At 62.6% G+C, this 22,372-nt stretch carries 17 protein-coding genes; 11 read left to right on the forward strand and 6 right to left on the reverse strand.

Annotated features, from left to right (window positions below; all coding sequences use genetic code 11):
• Positions 1 to 46 precede the first annotated feature (46 nt).
• On the reverse strand, positions 47 to 1,405 hold the full coding sequence (gene mgtE, locus OK352_RS04410; RefSeq protein ID WP_265140173.1) for a magnesium transporter: 1,359 nt from the start codon (positions 1,403 to 1,405) through the stop codon (positions 47 to 49).
• 989 nt (positions 1,406 to 2,394) lie between these two features.
• Between mgtE and OK352_RS04415 the strand changes: the two genes are divergently transcribed.
• Positions 2,395 to 2,745, forward strand: a complete 351-nt coding sequence (locus tag OK352_RS04415) for an ArsR/SmtB family transcription factor (RefSeq protein WP_372338071.1) — start codon at positions 2,395 to 2,397, stop codon at positions 2,743 to 2,745.
• On the forward strand, positions 2,742 to 3,230 hold the full coding sequence (locus OK352_RS04420; RefSeq protein WP_265140175.1) for an SRPBCC family protein: 489 nt from the start codon (positions 2,742 to 2,744) through the stop codon (positions 3,228 to 3,230). The genes OK352_RS04415 and OK352_RS04420 overlap by 4 nt, the downstream gene beginning before the upstream one ends.
• Positions 3,231 to 3,250: 20 nt before the next feature.
• On the opposite strand, the gene OK352_RS04425 is transcribed toward OK352_RS04420, so the two are convergent.
• The 3 genes from OK352_RS04425 to OK352_RS04435 are packed head-to-tail and all read right to left on the reverse strand — an operon-like array spanning position 3,251 to position 7,126.
• Positions 3,251 to 4,756, reverse strand: coding sequence for a helix-turn-helix domain-containing protein (locus OK352_RS04425; protein ID WP_265140176.1), 1,506 nt, complete (start codon positions 4,754 to 4,756; stop codon positions 3,251 to 3,253).
• Positions 4,753 to 5,832: a DUF917 domain-containing protein gene (locus OK352_RS04430; RefSeq protein ID WP_265140177.1), complete on the reverse strand. Its 1,080-nt coding sequence runs from the start codon at positions 5,830 to 5,832 to the stop codon at positions 4,753 to 4,755. The genes OK352_RS04425 and OK352_RS04430 overlap by 4 nt, the downstream gene beginning before the upstream one ends.
• The gene (locus OK352_RS04435; RefSeq protein WP_265140178.1) at positions 5,816 to 7,126 is read right to left on the reverse strand and encodes a hypothetical protein; all 1,311 of its coding nucleotides are present in this window, start codon (positions 7,124 to 7,126) and stop codon (positions 5,816 to 5,818) included. Before OK352_RS04435 ends, OK352_RS04430 begins: the two co-directional genes overlap by 17 nt.
• A 164-nt stretch (positions 7,127 to 7,290) precedes the next feature.
• On the opposite strand from OK352_RS04435, the gene OK352_RS04440 reads away from it, so the two are divergent.
• The 7 genes from OK352_RS04440 (at position 7,291) to OK352_RS04470 (ending at position 16,401) form a co-directional block, all read left to right on the forward strand.
• Complete coding sequence (locus tag OK352_RS04440; RefSeq protein ID WP_265140179.1) at positions 7,291 to 7,563, forward strand: hypothetical protein; 273 nt, start codon at positions 7,291 to 7,293, stop codon at positions 7,561 to 7,563.
• Between the two features lie 28 nt (positions 7,564 to 7,591).
• The gene (locus OK352_RS04445; protein WP_265140180.1) at positions 7,592 to 8,614 is read left to right on the forward strand and encodes a sugar ABC transporter substrate-binding protein; all 1,023 of its coding nucleotides are present in this window, start codon (positions 7,592 to 7,594) and stop codon (positions 8,612 to 8,614) included.
• Positions 8,615 to 8,617: 3 nt separating this feature from the next.
• Complete coding sequence (locus tag OK352_RS04450) at positions 8,618 to 10,147, forward strand: sugar ABC transporter ATP-binding protein (RefSeq protein WP_265140181.1); 1,530 nt, start codon at positions 8,618 to 8,620, stop codon at positions 10,145 to 10,147.
• On the forward strand, positions 10,144 to 11,130 hold the full coding sequence (locus OK352_RS04455) for an ABC transporter permease (RefSeq protein WP_265140182.1): 987 nt from the start codon (positions 10,144 to 10,146) through the stop codon (positions 11,128 to 11,130). Before OK352_RS04450 ends, OK352_RS04455 begins: the two co-directional genes overlap by 4 nt.
• 60 nt (positions 11,131 to 11,190) lie before the next feature.
• Positions 11,191 to 13,254: a hydantoinase/oxoprolinase family protein gene (locus OK352_RS04460; protein WP_265140183.1), complete on the forward strand. Its 2,064-nt coding sequence runs from the start codon at positions 11,191 to 11,193 to the stop codon at positions 13,252 to 13,254.
• On the forward strand, positions 13,247 to 14,953 hold the full coding sequence (locus OK352_RS04465; protein ID WP_265140184.1) for a hydantoinase B/oxoprolinase family protein: 1,707 nt from the start codon (positions 13,247 to 13,249) through the stop codon (positions 14,951 to 14,953). The genes OK352_RS04460 and OK352_RS04465 overlap by 8 nt, the downstream gene beginning before the upstream one ends.
• 251 nt (positions 14,954 to 15,204) lie before the next feature.
• Positions 15,205 to 16,401: a metal-dependent hydrolase family protein gene (locus OK352_RS04470; protein WP_265140185.1), complete on the forward strand. Its 1,197-nt coding sequence runs from the start codon at positions 15,205 to 15,207 to the stop codon at positions 16,399 to 16,401.
• 91 nt (positions 16,402 to 16,492) lie between these two features.
• On the opposite strand, the gene OK352_RS04475 is transcribed toward OK352_RS04470, so the two are convergent.
• A complete protein-coding gene (locus OK352_RS04475; RefSeq protein ID WP_265140186.1) occupies positions 16,493 to 17,266 on the reverse strand; it encodes an EI24 domain-containing protein in 774 nt (257 codons plus the stop codon).
• Positions 17,267 to 17,371: 105 nt separating this feature from the next.
• Between OK352_RS04475 and OK352_RS04480 the strand changes: the two genes are divergently transcribed.
• Both OK352_RS04480 and gap read left to right on the forward strand, forming a co-directional pair.
• Entirely contained in the window at positions 17,372 to 17,941 is a 570-nt protein-coding gene (locus OK352_RS04480; protein ID WP_265140187.1) for a TetR/AcrR family transcriptional regulator, read from the forward strand.
• Positions 17,942 to 17,954: 13 nt separating this feature from the next.
• Positions 17,955 to 18,950 (forward strand): type I glyceraldehyde-3-phosphate dehydrogenase, encoded by a 996-nt coding sequence (gene gap / locus OK352_RS04485; protein WP_265140188.1) that lies wholly within the window; start codon positions 17,955 to 17,957, stop codon positions 18,948 to 18,950.
• A 169-nt stretch (positions 18,951 to 19,119) separates the two neighbouring features.
• Here the strand turns inward: gap and OK352_RS04490 are convergent, their stop codons facing one another.
• Positions 19,120 to 22,242, reverse strand: a complete 3,123-nt coding sequence (locus OK352_RS04490) for a GH92 family glycosyl hydrolase (protein ID WP_265140189.1) — start codon at positions 22,240 to 22,242, stop codon at positions 19,120 to 19,122.
• Positions 22,243 to 22,372: the final 130 nt, after the last annotated feature.

Consider the following 22,372-nt stretch of genomic DNA (forward strand, 5'->3'; position numbering starts at 1 on the left):
CGCATAATTGCGCGGCGTCCGGCACGTGGGCTGTCGACGGCGAGCCTCAGATCTGCAGGATGGCCATCGCGATCAGGAAGTAGATGATCAGACCCGTCGCATCGACGAACGTCGAGATGAACGGGTTCGAGAACACCGCCGGGTCGACCTTGATGGCGTTCGCCGCGAGGGGCATGATGCCGCCGATCGTCGCCGCGACCGTGCACACGGCAACGAGTGTGATCCCGATGGTGGTGCCGATCCCCAGATCATAGACGGGCGTGGCAATGGCGAACCCGAGCGCGCCCAGCATGAGCCCGAGCGAGAAACCCACGCGCATCTCGCGGCCGAGCACACGCAGGATGTCGCGCGAACTCACGTCGCCGAGTGCCAGCGCGCGTGTGACGGTGGTCGCCGCCTGGTTGCCGGTGTTGCCGCCGGTGCCGATCAGCAGGGGCACGAAGAGAGCCAGAACCGTCACGGTTTTGAGCGTGTCTTCGAACACCTCCAGAACTTGCACCGTCAGCGTCGCACCGACCGCGAGCACCAGCAGCCACAGCACGCGCGAGCGCACGAGGCTGCGAATCGGTGTCGACAGGTACGGGCGGCGCAGCGGCTCGACACCACCCTGCCTCGCCGAGTCTTCGGTCTCTTCGTCCTCGAGGATGCGCACGGCATCATCGACGGTCAGGATGCCGACAAGCCGCGATTCGCTATCGACAATGGGCAGCGCAAGGAGGCCGAGATCGGCACAGCTGCGCGCAGCATCCTCTTCATCTGTCGTCGCCGTCACGGTCTGCGGCTGCTTCATCACCTCGTCGATGCGCGCGTCGCCGTCCGTACCGAGAAGCTCGCGGAGGCTCACAATCCCCACGACGCGCCTGCCCTGGTCGAGGACCGGGATCGTGTAGACCGTCTCGGCGTCCTCGAGGCGTGCGTGGACGCGAGCGAGCGTCTGAGTGACGGTGAGCTGCGGGTGCGTCGTCACGTACTCGGGGCTCATGCGCCGGCCGATGCTGCCCTGCGGATACCCGAGGACGACGGCCGTCAGCTCGCGTTCGCGCTCGGGGAGGCCGCGCAACAGCTGAGGGGCGACGCCCGCGGGGAGCTCATCGAGTAGCCAGACGCGGTCATCGGGCTCAAGCCCTGCAAACAGAGACGCCACCTCGGTGTCTTGCAGACCCGAGACGATGTCACTCTGCAGGGCAGGAGGCAGAGCCTCGAAAACGTCGAGCGCCTGCTGCTTGTGGAGCAGGCGGAACACGACGGCGCTCTGCCGCTTAGTCAGGCGCTCGCAGATGTCGACGAGCTCGTTCGTGCTGCGCCCGGCAATCATCTCGGCGACGCCGGTCAGGTCGCGAGAATTGACCTGCTGCGAAATCGTGTCGATCGCGCCGGTCATGTCCTTGTTGAAGTCGACGGTCATGTCGGACCTCTCTTCTCTCAGCGTGCGGTGGGATTCACCGGCACGCATGACCCCGGCATTCCGTTGATTGGGTACCTGCGGGGTCGGGCGTATGGGGGAACCGTAGCAACCGGGGACCGCCTACGCGCGTTGTCTGACGCCAGGGAGCGCGCTGAAGCGTACTCAGTGGTGCGTCGTCGCAGACAAAACGGGAGCGGTGCCCGGTCTGCGATGAGAACTGTCGCCGTCCATCGGGTCGCTCACCTCGCTTTCGCTGCGTGTGCGTCGGCGCGCTGGAACGTGGCGTCGACTGTGTGTTTGAGGTCGGCCGAAAAGGCCGTGTCGAGCGTAGCATGCTCTGCCTTCTTGGTCCTACCGTCCGTTTTGGATCTGCTCCGCCGTTCCTGCCCCTCGTTTCGGAGCTGCTCCGCTGTTCCTACCTCTCGTTTCGCTTCTTCATCGGTGCACTCATTCGGAAATCTGCGGCGACTCGCCCTGTTTCTCGCGCGACACGCCGCTTTTCCGGTGAGATCTCCGAAATTGTGCACGGCAACGTGGGATTGGGCTCCCGGCGGCAGGCTCCAGATTCTGGACTCCGGAAGTTTGGCCCTTAGCTCTGGCGTCCTGGCTCTGCTGTTCTGGCACTGCCGCCTTGTCTCTGCTGTCCTGGCCCTGCCGCATTGTCTCTGTTGTCTTGACTCTGCTGTCCTGGTCCTGCCGCCTTGGCAATGCCGTCCTGGCTCTGCGGCCCTGACCCCTGGATTCAGGGTCAGCGTCCTGGGTCTCCCCGCTCGTCTCGCCTTCTCGCCCTCGCATCCGCGCCTTTTCACGCGTAATTCAGGCTGCTGGTTGTGGTTCGGGCTGAGTGTGTCGACGCGAGTTGTGGCTTGGGCGAAGCCAGACGGCAAGGGCTGTGCTTTGGAATGAGTGTGATGACAAGGGTTGCGGTTCGGGATGAGCATGTCGGCAGGGGTTGCGCTGACAGCATCCGTGCCGTAACGTACAACCAAATGGTTGTACAAATGGGTAATGATGACGCGACGGACCGCATCTTCCACGCCCTGGCAGATGCGACGCGGCGCGACATCGTGACGCGCGTCATGCAGCGGCCGCTGTCGGTCTCTGCTCTCGCGGCTGGTTATGCGATGTCGTTCGCGGCCGTCCAGAAACACGTTGCCGCGCTCGAACGAGCCGATCTCGTGACGAAGCGGCGTCAGGGTCGGGAGCAGATGGTGCGCGGCAACCCCGAGGCTGTGCGGCGTGCTGCTCGGCTTCTCGACGAGTACGAGGCGATCTGGCGCGGCCGCATCGACAGGATGCACGACATCATCAACGACGACGATGAAGGAGAATCACAATGACGGTGACGTCAAGCACCAAGGATGCTGAGAAGCTGAGGTTCACGATCGAAACGGAGTTCTCGGCAACCCCCGAGCGCGTCTGGCAACTGTGGGCCGACCCGCGGCAGTTGGAGCGCTGGTGGGGCCCTCCCGGATATCCGGCGACGTTCCACCGTCATGAGTTCACGGTGGGCGGCGAGTCGCGCTATTACATGAGCAGCCCCGAGGGTGATCGCTCGCATGCGTGGTTCCGCTTCGTGACACTTGACGAGCCTCACCACATTGAGCTTGATGATGGCTTCAGTCGTGAAGACGGTGAGCCAGTTGATCCCCACGACCATGCGCGCATCATTGTCACGATCGAGTCGGCGGGGCCGGTCACGCGCATGACCACGGTCTCCCAGTTCCGCGACCTGACGCAGATGGAGCAACTGGTCGGAATGGGCATGCAGGAGGGCATGGCGGCCGCGATGGGGCAGATCGACGCGATCCTTGCGGACGGATAGCCCCGATTGGGAGCTGAAGCCTATCGTCCTTGCAGCAGCGCTGTCAGCAACATGTGGGTCGGGAGCACGTCTTCAGGGCGGGAGAACGAGACTCCGCACCTTTCTGCGCGTTTCAGTCGCGTCTGCAGGGTATTTCGGTGCACACCGATGGCCGCGGCTGCGGCCGAGGAAGAGCCGCGGTGGGATAGGTAGGCGACGACCGCCCGCATGAGCTCATCTGCGTCTGGATCGCCGAGCAGGTCGGGAAGCAGAAGCTCCCCGACCTGCTCGGCGAAGTGTGCGGGCAAGAGCTTGGGGAGTAGCCGGGACGAGAGCTGCTCGAACTCGACTAGGGCGGCACCGTTCGTGTCGATCGGGTCCGCGGTCCGTGCCGCAAGCCACGCTTCCCGCACGCTCGTCAAAGCCTGCCGTGGTGCAGTGTGTTCTGCCGAGACACCGACGCGCACGCCGAGCGAGCTGAGCCGTTCCATTCCCTGCCGCATGTGCGTCAGCAGCTCGAGGCGAGTTCGCCCTCTTGAGAGAGGGACGAAGCCAATCCACCCGTCAATGAGGCGCGCGAGGGGGATTGCGGGTACCACGGCGTTCCACAGCTGGTGGACGGCTGTCCCGGTCTGCTCCGGGACATCCGACATGATGAAGATCGCACAATATGCTCCGTCCACCAGCCAGCTGAATTCATCGATCGGGGCCGTGTGTGATGGATCGTTGATTCCGTAGCTCTGCGCGTCCCCGCTGAGGGCGGTGATCGTGATCACGGGGAGTGAGGCACGCGTCGCCTGAAGCCGTGCGTCGGCGAGGAGCGCGCGTATTGACGGTGTCGCTGCGGCGAGGACCTGTTCTGCGAGCGATGTCGCGCTGGAGGGAACCTCAGCGACGAGGGCGTCGTACTCGGAATCGACGGACACGATGGGGACGGTGACGCGTTCGCTTCCGTCGGCGGTATCGGCTCTGTTGGCGTGTGGCCCGTTTGCCGTTGGCGGCACCTCCGATTTCGATGATCGCAACGTTACTGCGCCCCCGGTTTCGATGCTGACATCGGCGCCGTCCAGTTCGTCTGACGTCAGGATCAATGCCTCCGTTACATCGCGAGCCTGGGCGACCCTCTGTGTAAAGCGATTCACGCGCGCCAGGGATCCCGCACGTGCGACGCCCATCTGAACGGCTGCGTCGATGGCAAGAGCGCGCATGTCGCTGTCAGTGGTCAGCAGGGAAACTTCGAGCCGTTTGGCGAGGTCGATGACAGTCTGGGTAAACGACTGCTCGGGGACGATGATTGCGCACGCGCGTCGTTCCCACGCATAGCGGAGGGCAGCGGAGATCATCCAGCCGCCTCGGGCGACGTCGGGGGTGAGGAGCGCCATGGTGTCGGGGCCGACAGAGATCATCTCCTCGATGTCTGAGATCAGCGCGAGCTCGCGCACGCGGCTGGAAGGGTTCGCTAGGTAGAGCACTCGGAGTCCGGACAGCTCTGGCGACTCGGCGATGTCGCGTAGTTCGACGAGTCCGCTGACATGCTTCGGGGTCATCTTCGACCTCCTTGTGATTGGAGCCACTGGTGCAGAGCGTTCGGGCCGGCAAGCGCCGAACCTTCCGGGGAATACCATTGCGGCGCTGCCGGAAGAACGGCGATGTCGAGAGTATTCCCGACCCACAGGTCGTCAAGACTGGCTACGCTTGCGTCTTCCGGGCGCAGCAGAGTGATGATGTCGGGGATTACGGCGACCACTGCTCCGTCGATCATCACCATCAGGAGCTCATTCTGAATTTCTATCTGGACGATGCGCTCGTGCGACTCCTCGATGAGGACGACACTCGAGGGCATATCCGGCTGCCCAGGAGGTGCTGGGCGAGAGAGCCCGGTCACATCGCTGACACGGGCACGGATGATCCTCTTGACCCCGGCATCGCGCCTGAGCGCAGCGTGCTTCTCGCCCGTTGCACTACGCGAATCGAGGATCTCGCCGATCTGAATCATGCGAGAAACGCTTCCGAGGATGCCGTTACGTGCGAGCGTGTCGGTGCGCATGGGATAGAGCGCGGTAGCGGACCACCCGCCGAATTCACCTGCGAGTGCTCGCACTAGGCGCTCGGCCCTGCGCGGATCGGAGACGTCCAGGAGCGCGGAGTCGCCGAGAGGCCCTGTCGCCCCGATCGGCCCTGCCGACAGACCTGCCAACGTGAAAACTGATTGATAGAGGAGCGGAAAGACACGGCCCATCGGGTCGGCATCGACGACGGGAATGCCAGTTTGCATCCCCGTGAGCACGGGGATGAGCGCATTGATGTTCGCGGCTGCCAACGGCATGAGTGCGGCGATGGGCTTCCCTATTGCTCCCTCGACCAGCCTCAGGCTCGTGAGAAACTCGTCGCCGACCGGCTGGAGATCCGAAAGCGGGAGACCTGAGTTTACGAAGCCGACGGCGACGACAAGTGCATCATCATCGAATGCGTCGGTCTGCCGTAGCGTCGCTGTAGTTTCGTGCATCGACATGTAGGAGAGAATGCGGTCAAGCTGCTCGTGGCACCAGTCGTGGTCAGCTGCGCACGCCAGAAACAGCGCCCCCGATCGAAGATGCTCAATTGCGTTAGCCGTGAGTTCCATGGCTCCTCGCTTCTCGTAGGGCAGTCTCCGCGGACTCGCCCGCGACGCCGCGAACACGAACGGACACGACCCGCGGATGCTGGTAGGCCGTAGCAATGACGCGAGACTCGAGAATTCGGATCTCAGACGGCGATGATCCGGACGCGACTAGCCGTGCCTCTACGCGGGCACGGGCAGCAGTGAGCGCCTGGTTCATCTCGGTTGCGTTGCTGACATTGACAACGCGGTTTGCCCACCCCGTTCTCGGCACGCGCGCAGCGCCGAGGGCCCGAATGTCGATATCGCTGCGGTGATGGGCGGAGATACCCAGATCCGGGGGTTCGGCTCCACCATGGGCAACGATGGTCGGCGCTGTTCGTTGGCGGGAGAGCAGCGTGTCGGTGACGGGGAGCAAACTGGCCGTCTGAGTGGCGACTCTCAATCCACTCGCGTCCCGGTGGAGCGGGATGACCGACGGAACGCCCTCGGTGATCTCGCCAAAGAAGAAGCTGCGTTGTCCCGAGACAACGAGTCCGCCCGAGTCGACGCCGCTGATCGCTGCCGCGCCAATGAGCTCCGTCGGGAGACCAGCGTAGAGGGAGTGCACGGGAGAATCGGCAAGGCTCGCGATCGGAGCAGAGCCTCCGTCATTCGTGGTGACGAACAGCCGGGCACGCGGGAAGATCCGATCAGCGACGACGCCGAGAGTCGTACTCATCGCCGACGCCTCATCGAGAAGTGAACTGTTGATCAGCGCGGTGCGTTCTCGAACCGCGATAGACCCGTGCGAGAACCGGTGCGCGTACTCGATGCTCTCCGGGTCAGCACACTCGAGAAGGACGTGCCCGGCCTGCAATTCATGCGCGGGATTCACGAGAGAACCCACGGACGACACAACGTAGCGGGAATCGCGCGGGGCTGCGCAAGCGAACTTTTCGAGACCGGCTACATCGAGAGGAAGGAGCGGCTCACCGAGAATCGTGTGGCCACCAACGCAATGAATCGTGTCCACGGCGAACTCGGGTTCGATGGCGTGCGACATTTCTTGCCCTGCGTCGAGGGGATGGCGTGGTGAGATCCTCACAAGCGTGACGGGTGAAGTGAACTGGGGCGTCAGGGTGCCGCTCACATCAATGGTGATTGAGGTCGCCGTATCATCCTCCGTCGACCCGGAGCCTCTGAGTTTGCGCAGGAGACTATCGATGTGATCGGCGAACGACGCCGCGGATTCGACGCGCGCGGACACCCAGTCACCGTTGCGGAAGACGGCAACACCGGTCGCTCCCCGGTCGTCGCTTGCCACGCCGATTCGCATTTCTGCACAATAGCAGACCATTCGATTCAACAAATTGCACTGCACGGCAAAAACGCCCGGGGGTAGATTCTCGCAAGACGTCACGGAGACGAACACCTGAAATCCCACGATGGAGTGCTGAAGACATGATTCGTAGCATGCTGACATTGAGAACGAGACCGGACATGGTTGAGCCGATCCTTGAGCTCTATCGCAATCAGAATGTTCTTCAAGAGTCCCTCGACCTCACCAGGGCGATCGGCTCAGAGATCTCCGCCGCCGTGGACGGGAGCGGCGAGATCATCGTCACCGCGCTGTGGCCCGACGAATCCGCTTACCAGGAGTGGATCGAACATCCATGCCGTGGGAAGAGCGTTCCCGAGCTCCCGAGCATGCTTTCGGGCGCCGACGTCGGCGTTGCGAAGCTTTACCGCATAGACGACAGCGTCGCGAAATAGAAACCCAAGCCAGGAAAAGAAGGATGCAATGAAGCACACCACACGAATCCTCGCAGGAATCGGCGTTCTCGCCCTCGGCAGCAGCCTCGCCGCGTGCAGCGCAGACGCAGGAGGTGACGATTCATACTCGATCGTATTCCTCGCCGCATCATCGCAGAACGGTTACAACCAGGCCGTGTACTCCGGCATTAAAGAGCGCGCACAGAAGCTTTCGGGCGAGCTGGGCATTGAGATAGAGACGAAACTTCAAGATGGCCAGTTCGACGCGAACACTCAGCTCTCGCAGTTGCAGAACGCTGGCACGACGGGGCAGGCCGATGGAATTATCGTCGTCCCTCACGACGGACCCTCGCTTGGGGCAGCGTTCCCACTCGGTCAGGATATCCCCGTCGCAACTGTGTTGAACCCGATTGGCCCTGACATCTCTGAGATGGAACCTCAGGTCGAGGGAGTTGTATCAACGGTTGCTTCGCCACCCGCGAAGGGTGCGAAGCTTCAAGCCGAATCGGCCGTCAAGTATTGCGAAGACATCGATCCATGCAAGATCGGCCTCCTTGCAGGACTCCTGAGTTCGCCACTCGATATTGAACGCGTCGATGCATGGAAGAGCGTTTTAGGAGAGCACGACAATATCCAGATCGTGGGGACGGTCGAAGGTGGATACGACCGCGACCAGTCGCTCAAAGCAGTGACAAATCTCCTGCAAGGGGACAAGGACATCAACGGCATCATTTCGAGTGCAGACCAGCAGACAATGGGCGCCCAAATCGCCCTCGAGAATGCTGGCATCGACCCGTCGAGCATCTTCCTCACGGGAAGCGGCGGTACAACGGGAGCCATTGAAGCAGTTCTCGCCGGAACCTGGACGAACGACTACATCAACGTTCCGGCCTCCATGGGAGAAGAGGCGCTGCAGCAGATCATCAATTCTCTCCGAGACGAAGAGGTGCAATCCGTTGTCGACGCCGACGAGCTCGTCGGCTTCGGACCTATCGCGACAAAGGAAGACCTCGAAGCCCACCCTGAGTTCACCGGTGAGTGGAACGGATAGTTGATGACGGAATCAGAGAATGGCGACTCGTTGGTCGAGCTCCACACTGTCTCGAAACGGTTCGGTGCGACGCAGGCACTGGATAGCGTCTCGCTCGACATCCGACGCGGAGAGGTTCATGCGTTCGTCGGTGAGAACGGCGCAGGAAAGTCGACGCTCGGCAAGGTCATCGCGGGGATTTATTCTGCAGATCACGGTGACATCGTCGTCGACGGGGTGCCTATCGACAGGTGGAATCCCGGGCTCGCCCAACGCCGTGGAATTGCCATGATCGCGCAGGAACTCGCACTCGTTCCGGATCTGACTGTCGCTGAGAACGTCTACCTAGGTGCAGAGCACAGCACCTTCGGAATGCTCAGCCGCGGGCTCATCGATCGATTTGATGCGCTTGACTCAGACGTGGGGTTTGGCCTCGATGGGCATGCGAAGGTACGGGATCTGCGTATCGCCGATCAGCAGAAGGTCGAGATTCTTCGCTCGCTGGCTCGTAACGCGCGCGTGATTGTCATGGATGAGCCAACCTCCTCTTTAACCGCACAAGAAATGAGTCAGCTCGAAGAGCTGATGCGTCAGCTTGCCGAACGCGGGTGCAGCATCGTGTATGTGTCGCACTTCCTCGACTCGGTGCTTCGAGTCGCGGACACCGTCACTGTTATGCGTGACGGCCGTCGGATTGAAACGACGCCGAGCGAGAGCGTGACGAAGCAGGAGCTTGTGACTTCCATGCTCGGTCGAGAGATGGACCAGGCATATCCCATTCGCTCGGCATCCCCGACGTCAGATTCCGCACCATTGCTTTCGGTGGCCAATCTGAAAACGAACACCGGCGTAGTTGACATGTCTTTTAACGTACGACCGGGGGAAATCGTTGGGATGCTGGGCCTTGTCGGCAGTGGGCGCACTGAGTGTCTTCGCGCAGTCTTCGGGCTCGACGACGTTGTTTCCGGTACTGTCGGATTCGATGGGCGTGAGTGGACCGGGCGCTCTCCGAGAGACTCAATCGCCGCGGGTCTCGTCTTCGTTTCGGAAGATCGACACAAAGATGGTCTTGTCCTCGAACGTTCCGTGCGCGAGAACATTGCCCTTTCGAGCCTGGGCGCGCGAGCCGCATCTGGCTTTGTGAGTCAGAAGCGTGAGAAAGACGTCACACTGCATCACGCTCGCGCTCTCGAAATGCGACCTCTCAATACGGAGCTGCCCGCGAGCTGGTTCTCCGGCGGTAACCAGCAGAAAGCGCTTCTCGCGAAGGCGCTAGCTGCCGAACCGAAACTCATCATTCTTGACGAACCGACTCGAGGTGTCGATGTGGGCGCAAAACGCACAATCTACGAACTTATCTCGAGGCTCGCTGAAGAGGGGATCGGAGTTCTCTTGATTTCGTCAGAGCACGAGGAAGTTATAGAACTGGCCCACCGAGCTTACCTGGTCTCCGATGGGCGAACCATCGACCAAATTGTCCCTGCAGAATCCACAGTGGAAGACGTCCTGTTTCGGCTCTTCCACGTATCTTCTGGAGAGGAGTCGGCCGCATGACAAAAGAAGCAGTAGACACCTCGGTCACGACCGTTCGCGCACGAGCAAAGCTCTCGGTCAAAGATATCGCGATCGAGTACGCCGTCCTGATTCTCCTCGGCGCCGTGCTGATCGTCCTGGCGATACTTTCGCCCTCGTTCTTCACGTTCGCGAATATCGTCAACATACTGAATCAGAATGCCTCGCTAGTGATCATCGCGGCCGCCGGGACCTTTGTCATCGTCTCAGGCAACTTCGACCTCTCGACAGGCGCGATCTACAGCGTTGCGGGAGTTGTATCTGCCTGGCTGGCTGTCACTCTCGGGAGTGTGTGGATCGCGCTCCTTGCGGCACCGGTTGTCGGTCTCGGGCTTGGGGCGTTCAACGGCATCATCGTCACTCGGCTGAAGGTGCACTCATTCCTGGCAACACTGGCATCGTCGATGATCTTCACCACCACAGCCGTGCTAATCACCGGCGGTAGCCTCATCACAGTAACGACCCCCGGGTTCACCATTCTCGGGCGCAGTCGCATCGGTGGGATCTTCATCGCCGTCTTCGTGCTCGTCCTCGTTGTAGCGATCTTCTGGGTCGTGCTGTCGCGCTCCGTCTTCGGCAGACACGTTTACGCCGTCGGGGGCAATAGGAATGCAGCTGAGCTGTCCGGGATCCGCGTCAACCGAGTTCTCGTGTACGTGATGACGCTGAGCGGTCTGGCGGCGGGAGTCGCCGCCGCGATCGGGGTCTCACGCATTTCCTCCGGCCAACCGCTCGCTGGCGCGGGGCTCGAACTCAGCGCAATCGCTGCGGTGATCCTCGGTGGGACGAGTATCTACGGCGGGGTTGGGGCTGTGTGGCGATCGGTATCTGGCGTGTTCCTCATCGCTCTGATCGGCAACGGTTTCGACCTGATGAATCTCAACCCCCAGCTCAAGGACATGGTGACGGGATTCATCATCCTTGCGGCTGTCGGGCTCGCCGCGGCAGGACGCACGCGCCGATAAACACACTAGTCGCTTCGCGACACTCCAGTTTGACCACCGACCAGGAAGGGTTTACCTGTCATGTCCAAAAACGTTCGAATCGCGATCGATGTCGGGGGCACGTTCACCGACGTCGTGAAGCTCGTGCCCGAAACGGGCGAGCTCAGATTTGAGAAAGTGCCAACCACGCCACGGGAACCTACGGCAGGCGTCCTCGCCGCGTTCGAGAAGGCCGAGGCTGACCCGACCGACGTGGGCACGTTCAACCACGGCACGACACTGGGGCTCAATTCACTTTTGACCCGCACAGGTGCGCGTATCGCGACGATTGCGACTCGAGGGTTTCGTGACGTCTATCTGCTCGGCCGCACCGATCGGAAGGTGATGTACGACATCGCATTCCAGAAGCCGGAAGCACTTCTCGAGCGCTACGACACCTTCGAGGTCACGGAGCGCAGTCACTTCGACGGCTCGGTTGCAACGCCACTCGATGAGTCTGATGCACGCCGCGTTGCACGTGAGATTGCTCAGCGGGGTTACGACGCCGTTGCAGTCGCCTTCCTGCACTCTTATTCGAACCCCGCACACGAGCAGCGCATGCGCGAGATTCTCGAAGACGAGGCGCCGAATGTCGAAGTGACGATCTCACACGAGCTCTCACGTGAGTACCGCGAGTACGAGCGCACGAGTACTGCCGTCCTCGACGCCTACATCAAGCCCATCATGCGCAGCTATCTCAGAGCGCTTGAGAGCGAACTCGAGCGGCGTGGGTTCGACGGGCGCTTTCTCATGTCCCGCTCGGGCGGTGGAGCGATGACGGCATCGGCGGCGCGGGAGCAGCCGGTGAACCTCATACTTTCCGGTCCGGCAGGAGGGGTTGTCGGGGCAGCGGCGTTTGCGAAGCTGATTGGGAGGCCGAACCTCATCACAATCGACATGGGCGGGACGAGTCTTGATGCTTCACTCGTGCAGAACGGGAGCCCTGTGTCTTACCACGGCGCCGAATTCGAGGGCCTCCCCATCAACACGCCCTCGTTGTACATCCACACCATCGGGGCTGGGGGCGGGTCGCTGGGCTATCTCGACGAGGCCGGAGCGCTCCAGGTCGGGCCGAAGAGTGCCGGCGCCGATCCTGGGCCGGCCGCATACGGTCAGGGAGGCACCGAGCCGACATTCACGGATGCCGCACTCGCGATCGGTTACCTCGGAGTCGATACCCCGCTCGGTGGGGAGCTGACGCTGGACCGCGACAAGGCGATCGAATCTCTGTCCGCAATCGCCCGTGAGCTCGGGCTCACCGTTCCGTCCCTCGCGAGAGGCATGATCCAGATCTCGAATACCAAGATTATGGGGGCGGTGCGTGCGATCACCATCGAACTCGGTCATGACCCTAAGGAGTTCTCGCTGCTTTCGTTCGGCGGCGGAGGCGGGCTCGTCGCCGTCGATGTCGCTCGGGAGCTCGATATCCCCGAGGTGATCGTCCCGCCGGGGCAAGGGGCGTTCTCGGCCCTCGGGATGCTGATGGCCAATGTGCAGCATGATTACTCGCGGACGAGTATCCAGGCTCTTGACGACCTCGACGCAAAACACGCCAACGACCTCTACGCCGGTATGGAAGCGGAGGCGACGGAGACGCTCCGCGGCGAAGGCTTCGATGAGGAACGCATGGCCTTCCATCGCGTCGTGGCCGTCAGGTACTCCGGCCAAGAGCACTCGGTGACGGTGGACTACCCGGAGGACGACGATGACCCACGTGGGGCCATTCGTGCGGAGTTCGACAGGCTACATCTGCGCCAATACGGGCACACGATGGACGACCCCATCGAGACCACGACGCTGCGCCTCAACGCAGTCGGGCTCGTTGACAACCCAGACTTGCCCTCGGCCGAGCGCCGCTCGAACGGTGAGTCGGCTCCCACCCGAACGCGCACGGTCACCCTTGAAGGCGATGTCGAGACGGAATACACGCTCCTCGCCCGGGAAGACCTTATGGCGGGCGACCTTATCGACGGACCAGCCATCGTCACCGAGCACACGGCGACGACAGTTCTTCACGACGGAGACCGTCTCACGGTTGGCGACTACGGCGAGCTCATCATCGCCATCAAGTACGCCGAAAAACAGAAAGGTACCTCACGTGGCTGACGCAATTACTACAGAGATCATTCGACACGGCCTGCTTGCTGCGGCGGAGGAGATCGCGCGCAACTTGTGTCGCACGGCATACAACACCGTTGTCTATGAGATCCACGACTACGGCATCGGCATCCACGATCTGAACGGCGATGTCGTGGCGGATGCTCCAGGCATCGCCGTGTTCACCCGAGGCAACGACGCCGGGATCAAGCATTCAATGGAGTTCCTCGGTAGGGACGCAATGGAACCGGGAGATATCTTCCTCATCAACTATCCGTACTGGTCGAGTGCGCACACGCTCGATCCGCTCGTGTTCGCGCCGATCCACATCGGCGAGGAGCTGATCGGCTTCGCCTCGTGCCGTGTCCACGTCACGGACCTGCACCAGAAGGACCCGGGATACGTTCTCGATTCGACGGACCGTTCGCAGGAAGGCCTCGTGCTGCCAGCCGCGAAACTCTACAGGCGCGGTGTGAAGAACGACGACGTGTTCAACATCATTCGGTTCAACAGCCGAATGCCGAAGAACACGATCGGCGACATTCAAGCGCAGGTGTCGGCATGCGTGACTGGCGTGCGCCGGACCCAGGAGCTCGCGGACAAATATGGCGTCGAAACGCTCACCGAGGCTATGGTCACCATCAACGATCACGGCGAGAAGCTCGCTCGGCTCGCGCTTGAGAAGCTGCCGAAGGGAACGTGGAGAGCGGTCGATTTCGTTGACGACGACGGCATCAACAAGGACGACCTCATCAAGCTGCAATGCACCGTCACCATCACTGACGACGAGATGGTCGTGGACTGGACGGGCAGTGCCGAGAATGTTGAAGGCCCCATCAACCTTCCCCTTGGTCAGACCGAGGCCGTGTCGAGCCTGATATTCAAATCGCTCACCACGCCCGATTCACCCGTTGTGGCGGGAAATTTCGCGCCGTTGCGCGTGGTCACCGTGCCCGGTTCGGTCATGCATGCCGTCCCTCCAATGCCCACGTTCACCCTCTGGACAGGCCTGCTCGCCGGAGAGGTCATTGTCAAGGCTTTGGCGCAGGGCATGCCTGAGCTTGTACCCGCGAGTTCGGGAGGCGATGTCTGCTCAATGATGGGGCTCGGCGTCAACCCGCGCACCGGGGACCCCTGGCAGGAAGCGACAAATGAGGCCGTCGGGTTCGGAGGAACAGCGACTCGCGACGGCGAAGACGGGATCATGCACCTCTCAGAGCCCGGATGCAGGAATAACCCCGTCGAGGTGCTTGAGGCGAAATCATCTATGATCATCGATCACTACGGTTACCGTCCGGACACGGGGGGAGCGGGTAAGTTCCGCGGCGGTGTCGGTGTCAGCCGGGCTTACCGCTTCACGGCTCCGGCTATTGGAATCTGCCTCGTCTACAAGACGAAGACAGCGCCGTGGTCGATCGCCAGTGGCGGCGAAGGCAAGCCGAACAGGATCGTTCTCAACCCGGGAACCCCGGACGAAATCGTGCAGGGCGGCAGTTACAACAAGCTCACCACCGGGGACGTGCTCGTCAATGCAACGGGCGGCGGCGGAGGCTACGGAAACGCCCGTGAACGGGACCCTCTCGCTGTGGCGCGAGACGTAAAGAACGGGTTCGTCTCCGCCGAGTCAGCTCACACAGACTACGGGGTCGTCGTGACACACGATTTCGCTGTCGATCACGACGCCACAGACCGGCTGCGCGCCGATTAACTGCGCACAACAGACGTGCCGGGGCCGCTCCTTTGGAGTGGTCCCGGCACCAAGTGAGACGGAGCGGACCGGATGCTCATTCCACAACAGATGTCATTCGCGCATGTGGATATAGCGGACCCGGTCGTTGAGAAGTCGGCGAACGCACCGCGGGCGGCGGGTTCTGGCGTACTCATATGTCGAGGCTGCCCGATTGAGGGCGATGCGATGATTGCTGTGCGTCCGTGTGGGCGCAACGAAGGAGAGGGAAGATGTCGGGATCGATGACCATCACTGGGGCACAGGTGTGGGCCGGAGCGGAACGCGGATTTGTCGACAGGGATGTCGCCATTGTCAACGGCTTTGTCGTGGATCGTCCGTCGTCAGAGGCCGTCACGATCGATGGTTCCGGACGATGGGTGGTCCCGGGGCTCATTGATGCGCACTTCCACGCATACGCCACGAGCATGGATGGACTGGAGAACGAGCGCGGTCCGTTGAGCTATACAGCGATCAATGGCACGCTGCGTCTTGCCGCGGCTCTTCGACGAGGATTTACGACGGTGCGAGATGTCGCGGGCGGGGACATCGGCTTGGCGCGAGCGATCGACGCGGGGATGTTCCCCTCGCCGCGTTATCACTTCACCGGGCCGGCACTGAGCCAGACCGGTGGTCACGGGGACCCGCGCAGTCAGCATATCGACGTCTGCTTCTCGCACGGGCACATGTGCTCCATCGTCGACGGCGTCGACAATCTGAGGGTTGCTGTACGCGAGCGATTGCGCACCGGGGCACATGCCATCAAGATCATGACGTCGGGGGGCGTCTTCTCATTGACCGATCCGATCCGTCTTCCTCAGTACTCTGACGAGGAGATCCGGGCGGTCGTCGACGAGGCGACCCGCAGGGAAAGCTACGTTGCCGCACACGCATATTCATCGGAAGCGGTCATGCATTCGATAACGAACGGGGTGCGCTCGATCGAACACGGCAACCTGATTGACGTGGCGACGACACAGGCGATGGCGGATCGCGGTGCGTTCCTGGTGCCGACGCTCGCCGCATATGACGCGATGGATCGCCGTGGAGCCGATATTGGGCTGAACGAGGTATCGCTCGCGAAGAACACCGAGGTCCTTTCAAAAGGGCAAGAAGCTGTGCAGATGGCGCATTCTGCGGGTGTGCGGGTCGGGTTCGGCAGCGATCTCATGGGTGACCTCGAAGACGACCAGCTCGCCGGTGTGCGGCTGCAGGTAGCGGCGAGCGGGGTGTCAGAGACCCTCCGCTCACTGACCGAGGTCAACGCAGAACTCATCGGAGATGCGAGGCTTGGTCACCTGGGTGTGGGAGCGTACGGAGACGCGGTTGTCTTCGACGCGAATCCGCTCGATGACCCCGATGTGCTGTGGGAGCAGGATGCTCGGAAGCTGATTATCCAGGCCGGGCGCGAGGCAAGTCTGACTGGGTGATCTGCGCAACGTGATCGCCGCAGCGTGATCCGCCATTTGGGTCATCTCTGTCTGACCACCCAGTCTGAACGGCGGAGCCCACCCCGACGGCTCAGGAGGAGGGCGCGGATTCCGGCGGCGCCTGTGGGGGCTGCGACGCCGCCGCGAGCATGTCTCGCCCGAGCATCGTGGCTCCCGCCACGGCAGCGGGCATTGCTGCGACAGCTCCCAGCGGAATGAGAAAGCACAGCTGCGTGACGATGCCGAAGCCGAGGACGCGCCACCGAAACCGCTTCAGCAGCTTGCGGCGTACGCCGAGCGGAACACCGTGCGTCTCAAACGTGCGCGATGTCAGCTCGCGAGCCAGCAGACGGGCCGTGATGATAAAGCCGAGCACCGCGGCCGCGATCGATCCGACGATCGGAATGAGGCCCAGCAGAAACATGAGCACCGCGGCAAGCACACCGAGAGCGACAAGCTGAAGACCATCGACGATTCCGCGCCAGAATCCGCCTTCAGCATCCGGAATTTCGCCACCGAGATCCTCTTCAACGCCACGCGAGATGCGCTCGTAGAACGGGTCGCCGATCGCCAGGGTGAGTGCCGTAAAGGTGAGAACGGCGAGAACGGATGCTGCGCCGAAGGCGACAAGCCCCAGTGCGATGCGAACGATGACCTGCACCGCCTCGTTCCATGATGCGGCAAACGGCGTCGCCCACTCGACGATCGTCGGGAGGAACGCCGCGAATGTGATGAGCGAAGCGGCCAGGATGACAAACGCGATGCCCGCGGGAATGAGCCCCAGAGCCATGAGTCGTGGGCGTGTGCGCCACGAGCCGAAGCCGCGGCCCAGCGCCGTCACGCCCGCCCACAATTCACGCACCATGACACCAAGCTTATGTGGGCTCGCGAACGCATGCCCTGTTCTGGTTGAACAGCGGCACAAATACCCGTTATTGATTCTGTACATACTAGTTGTTACAGTCGGGTCATGAGTTCACGAGACCAGCTGACCGAGGCCATGGCCGATCTGTTGTGGGAACGCGGCTACGCTGCGACGAGCCCCCGCGACGTGATGAAGCGAGCCGGCGTCGGCCAGGGCAGCATGTATCACCACTTCGCGGGAAAGCATGATCTCGCCCTCGAGGCGCTCTCTGTGCACATCGCGACCTTGACGAGTGAAACGTCGGCGCTCGAGGGCGAAGGGTCGCCCCTTGAGCGCATGACGGCGCATCTTGAACGCCCACGTCCTGGCACTCGCGGGTGTCGGGTGGGACGCATGACTCAGGATCCGGATGTTGTTGCCGATTCCGAAATGATCGGCGTCATCGGTGCGGCCTTCGACGTCATGCTCGACCGGTGGGAGAGCACGATCGCCGAGGCGATCGACGCGGGTGAGCTCCCCACGAGCGTCGACCCGGCAGAGCTCGCGAGAACCCTCGCCGCTGTCATTCAGGGCGGCTACGTGCTTGCCCGGGCAGAACGAAGCCAGGGGCCCATGGACGCCGCGATCCGCGGCGCTGTAGCGCTGTTGCACGCGGCATCAGCGAGAACACAATGAACAAGGAGACACAATGACCGTCCGTGTTGGAATCAACGGATTCGGCCGAATTGGCCGCACCTACCTGCGTGCCGCGCTGCGCAGTCATGCCGATATCGATGTCGTCGCCATCAACGACATCACGGACGCCGCCACACTGGCGTCGCTTCTCGAGTGGGATTCGCTGTCGGGCCACCTCGAGGGTGTGAGCGTTGACGGCGATTCGATCACGGTCGGTGAGACGCGACTTCGTGTGTTCTCCGAGCGAGAGCCAGCACGCATCCCCTGGCGCGAGGCGGACGTCGACGTCGTGATCGAGTCGACCGGAATCTTCACGGATGCTGCGACGGCGCGCCAGCACCTCGAAGGCGGTGCCCGAAAAGTCATCATCTCGGCACCGGTCTCCGGTGACGTTCCCTCGGTCGTTCTCGGGGTGAACGATGACAGCGTCGATCTGAACGCTGACGTGATCTCAAACGGTTCGTGCACGACAAACTGCATCGCTCCCATGGCCAAGGTGCTGAACGATGCATTCGGCATCGAGTCCGGCATCATGACGACGATCCATGCGTACACGAATGATCAGCGTCTGCAGGACGCACCGCACAAGGACCTGCGTCGCGCTCGTACTGCGGCGATGTCGACGATTCCCACCTCATCAGGGGCAGCCAAGACCATTGGAAAGATCATCCCCGAGCTGGACGGCAAGCTCACCGGACTCGCTCTGCGCGTCCCCGTGCCTATCGGATCGATCACGGATCTGACCGTGACGCTCACCCGCCGCGTCGACGCCGAGCAGGTGAACGAGGCGTTCCGCGCTGCGGCGAGCGCGGGCGAGCTCGAGCCGTACCTTGAGTATTCCGAAGCACCTCTCGTGTCGACCGACATCGTGGGGAACCCGAACTCCGCGATCTTCGACGCACCTCTCACCCAGGTCGTGGGGGACCAAGTAAAGATCTTCGCCTGGTATGACAACGAGTGGGGGTTCTCTCACCGCTTGGTTGAACTCTCTGAGCGCGTCGGACGCTGACCGCGTGAGCGCCGGGCGCCGCGAGCACGTCAGCGGGGCAAGCGGCTACGGCCGGTCGGGATGTGTCGCCTCACGTCGACACGATGCCGATTCACCGTGGGGTCGCCGGTGCCATTCGAGACGACGCGGGGCCGAGCAGCAGCCCGGCCCCGCGTCACCCCGTCAACGGTCAGCGACGCGCTCCGATGCGACGTCGCAGCACCATCAGCCCGGCGCCCAGCGCGATCACCGCGAGCGCGATAGCCAGCGCGGCACCGATATCGGCGCCCGTCCAGGGCAGAGCACCAGAGCCTGTGTCGCTCGAGGCATCGTCGCTGCTGCCCGAATCCCCGGAGTCCCCGCTGTCATCGCCCGGGTTCTCGGGGTCAGTCGGAGGATCCGTGGGATCCGTCGGCGGGTCCGTGGGGTCCGTATCCGCCGACTCGGCGTTCTGCAGAGCCACATCGAAGACGTGGGCGATGCCGTCATAGTCGGCGGGCGGCAGCACGATCGCCGTCACCGTCTTCTCCGGGTCAATCGCCTGAACCTCCGTAGCGAACACCGCGGTCTGCGTCGTGTCCGCACTGCCGTTCGCCAGGTTGCGTCCGCTCGTTCTCGCCACCGGTGTGTTGCCGAACTGAGGTGATGAGGCTGCCCAGTCCGAGAGCTGCATGGCGACATCTTGCGTCGAGCCGTCCTCATAGACAACCGTCGCCGTGCTCTCGCTCGGCCCGTTCGTCGCGAGCCCCAGGAACGAGATCCCGGTGCCGCGCTGCGGCTCGACCTCGATGCGCTGGCCGTGTGGAATCCAGTGATCCGGCTGCCCATCGGCGGTGTCCGGCCACGTGAAGTCAACATCGTCGACGGTGACGGTCTCGCCCCCGGCCAACCCCTCAGCCGCGAGCTTCTCGCGCGACAGCGAGTGCTCCGTCATGTCGAGCGACCCATACGCTCCGTTGCCGTCCGAGGTGATGCCTGTGGCGTTGCGCGCGTTCGAACCGTGGTCGTACGACGGCGGAACGTCATCCTCGCCCGTTCCCCAGTCGCCGGGCGTCGCCGACATTGTGAACTCCAGTGATCCGCCGTTCTGCGTGAATTCTTCAGGAATCCAGGATGCCGACTGAGCGGCGCCGTCGACAGCGAGGCCCGTCGTGTATCTCGCGCCGTCGCTGACACCGGGAGCCGCGATCTCGATGGTGCGGTCACCGTTGATGCTGGCAATCGTGATGTAGTCGAACATCGGTGCCGAGACGACGAGGTTTGCTGTGCCGTAGATCGCGGGCATGATGCCGAGATTCGACCAGACATACCAGGAGCTCAGCGACCCGAGGTCGTCATTGCCCGGGAGCCCGTACGGCGTCGCGTCGTACATGATGTCGTGTGCTCGGTAAAGCGTGTCGGTCGTCGCCGCGGGGTCTTGCAGCCAGTTGTACACCCAGGGCAGTCCGAAGCTCGGCTGGTTGCTCATGTAGGCGTACTCGCTGAATGCCCCTGCGTCGAGCTCAGTGAGCACCTCATCGAGCGCTGCCCGTCCAGCATCCACTCCTCCGCGTGCGTCGACGAGCGCTGCCATGTTGAACGGCACCGACCAGCCGTACTGCTTGCCCGTCGACTGCTCGAATTGGTCGCCCTGCGTGTTGAGGGGGGTGTTGGTGAACCCGTGTCTGTCGCGAGCGTCGATCACCTGAGTCTCGGGGTTTACCAGGTTGCGCCAACTCTGTGACCGCACCGAGAATGCATCGTAGGCGTCGTCGTAGCCGAGTCGCTGTGCCAGCTGCGCGATGGCGAAATCGTCGACAGCGTACTCGAGAACGCGCGATGTTGCCGCACCGTTCTTCGTGCTCTCGATCCAGCCGAGGCTCGCGTACTGTGCTCCGTCGCTGCGATTCGACGTGCTCATCGGCAGGGACTGCGACGCGATCATCGACTCGATGGCGGCGTCTCGGTCGTAGTCGGTGCTTCCGAAAGCATCCGTCGACGCCATCACCACCTGCAGCGAATCGCCCGTCATCTTCGTCTGCGTCTGGTTATAGCTCGGCCAGCTCGTCCACACGCCCGTCTGCTCCACCATGTCGACGATCGACTGGTTGATGTCGCTGGCGACATCGGGGTGCGTCAGCGCGATCAGCTGAGCTTGGCTGCGGTAGGTGTCCCAGCTTGAGAAATTGACGTAGAAGTGCCGACCATCATCCACCTGGTGCACGGCGCCGTCGTAACCGGTGTACCGCCCGTCAGCATCCTCGAACACATTCGGGTGCAGCAGCGAGTGGTAGAGCGCCGTGTAGAACTCGGTCCGGTGCTCGTCTGTGCCACCCGTGATGTCGATCGTGCCGAGGGCGTCGCGCCAACTGTCGGCCGCGCGCTCGCGGATCGTCGCGAAGTCGGCATCCCCCACCTCGTTCGCGGCATTGGCAGCGGCACCGTCGACGCTCACGAAGCTCAGGCCGATGGATGCTGTCACGGTGCTGCCCGGCTCGAAGCTCAGCCACGCGCCGGAGCCGTGTTTCGTCGTCGACGAGGATGCTGTGGTCGCGCCGTCGTGCAGGCCGTCGGCGTCCCACGTGCCGAAGTCGACGAAGTCCGCGTCGAAGCTGGCCGACATGAACGCTGTGTATGACGGCCCCTGCGCGCAGACGATCTTCGCTGTGACGTTCGCGGTGACCGTGCTCGTGGCGGGGTCGATCGTGATTCCAGCATCCGAGACGTCGTTGTTGCTTCCCGCCGCGTCGATGAGCAGCGTCGACTGGGTGTCGTCGGGGAAGGTGAAGCTGCTGACGGCCGTGCGAGTCGTCGAGGTCAGCTCGACGCCGACGCCGTTGTCGAGCTCGACGGAGTACCAGCCCGGGTCGGAGTCTTCGTTGGCGTGGTCGAACGGGAGGTAGAAGTCCGTGATGTCGTCCCGCGGGGAGGCGGCCGGTGCCGTCTCGCTTGCCTCTCCCTGGGCGTACGGCATGATCGGAAAGTCGAATCCGCCGAACCTGCCGCGGCAGCCGGTGCCCGACAGGCGGGTCATGCCGAATCCGCGGATCTCGTCTGCGCTGTACTCGTAGCCGCCGAAGTTCTCTTCGGTCTCTGTGTCGTACGTCGTCGGGCTCGACTGCACCATGCCGAACGGAACTGTCGCACCGGGGAAGGTGTTGCCGTATGCGTCGTTGCCTTTGCCGCCGTCCTCTTTGTCGAAACCGGTGCCGATGAATTGATCGACGGCGTCGAACGCCGATATCCCCGCATCCGCCATGGCCGGTGTCGCGGGTGCGAGCAGTCCGATTCCGATGGCCGTTGCGACGCCGAGGGTTGCCACTCTCGCTTGCACGTATGTCCTCCGAAAGGTCAATGAAAAACCGCGAGCACGTCGTTGCACCCGCAGTCATGAAAACGTTACCAAGGGCGTAGGTAAAGGGGAACAGCGGGCGCGGAATCGCTCAGAACTGTTGGTCATGTTG

Source organism: Microbacterium sp. MPKO10 (assembly GCF_026107415.2).
Taxonomy (GTDB): Bacteria; Actinomycetota; Actinomycetes; order Actinomycetales; family Microbacteriaceae; genus Paramicrobacterium.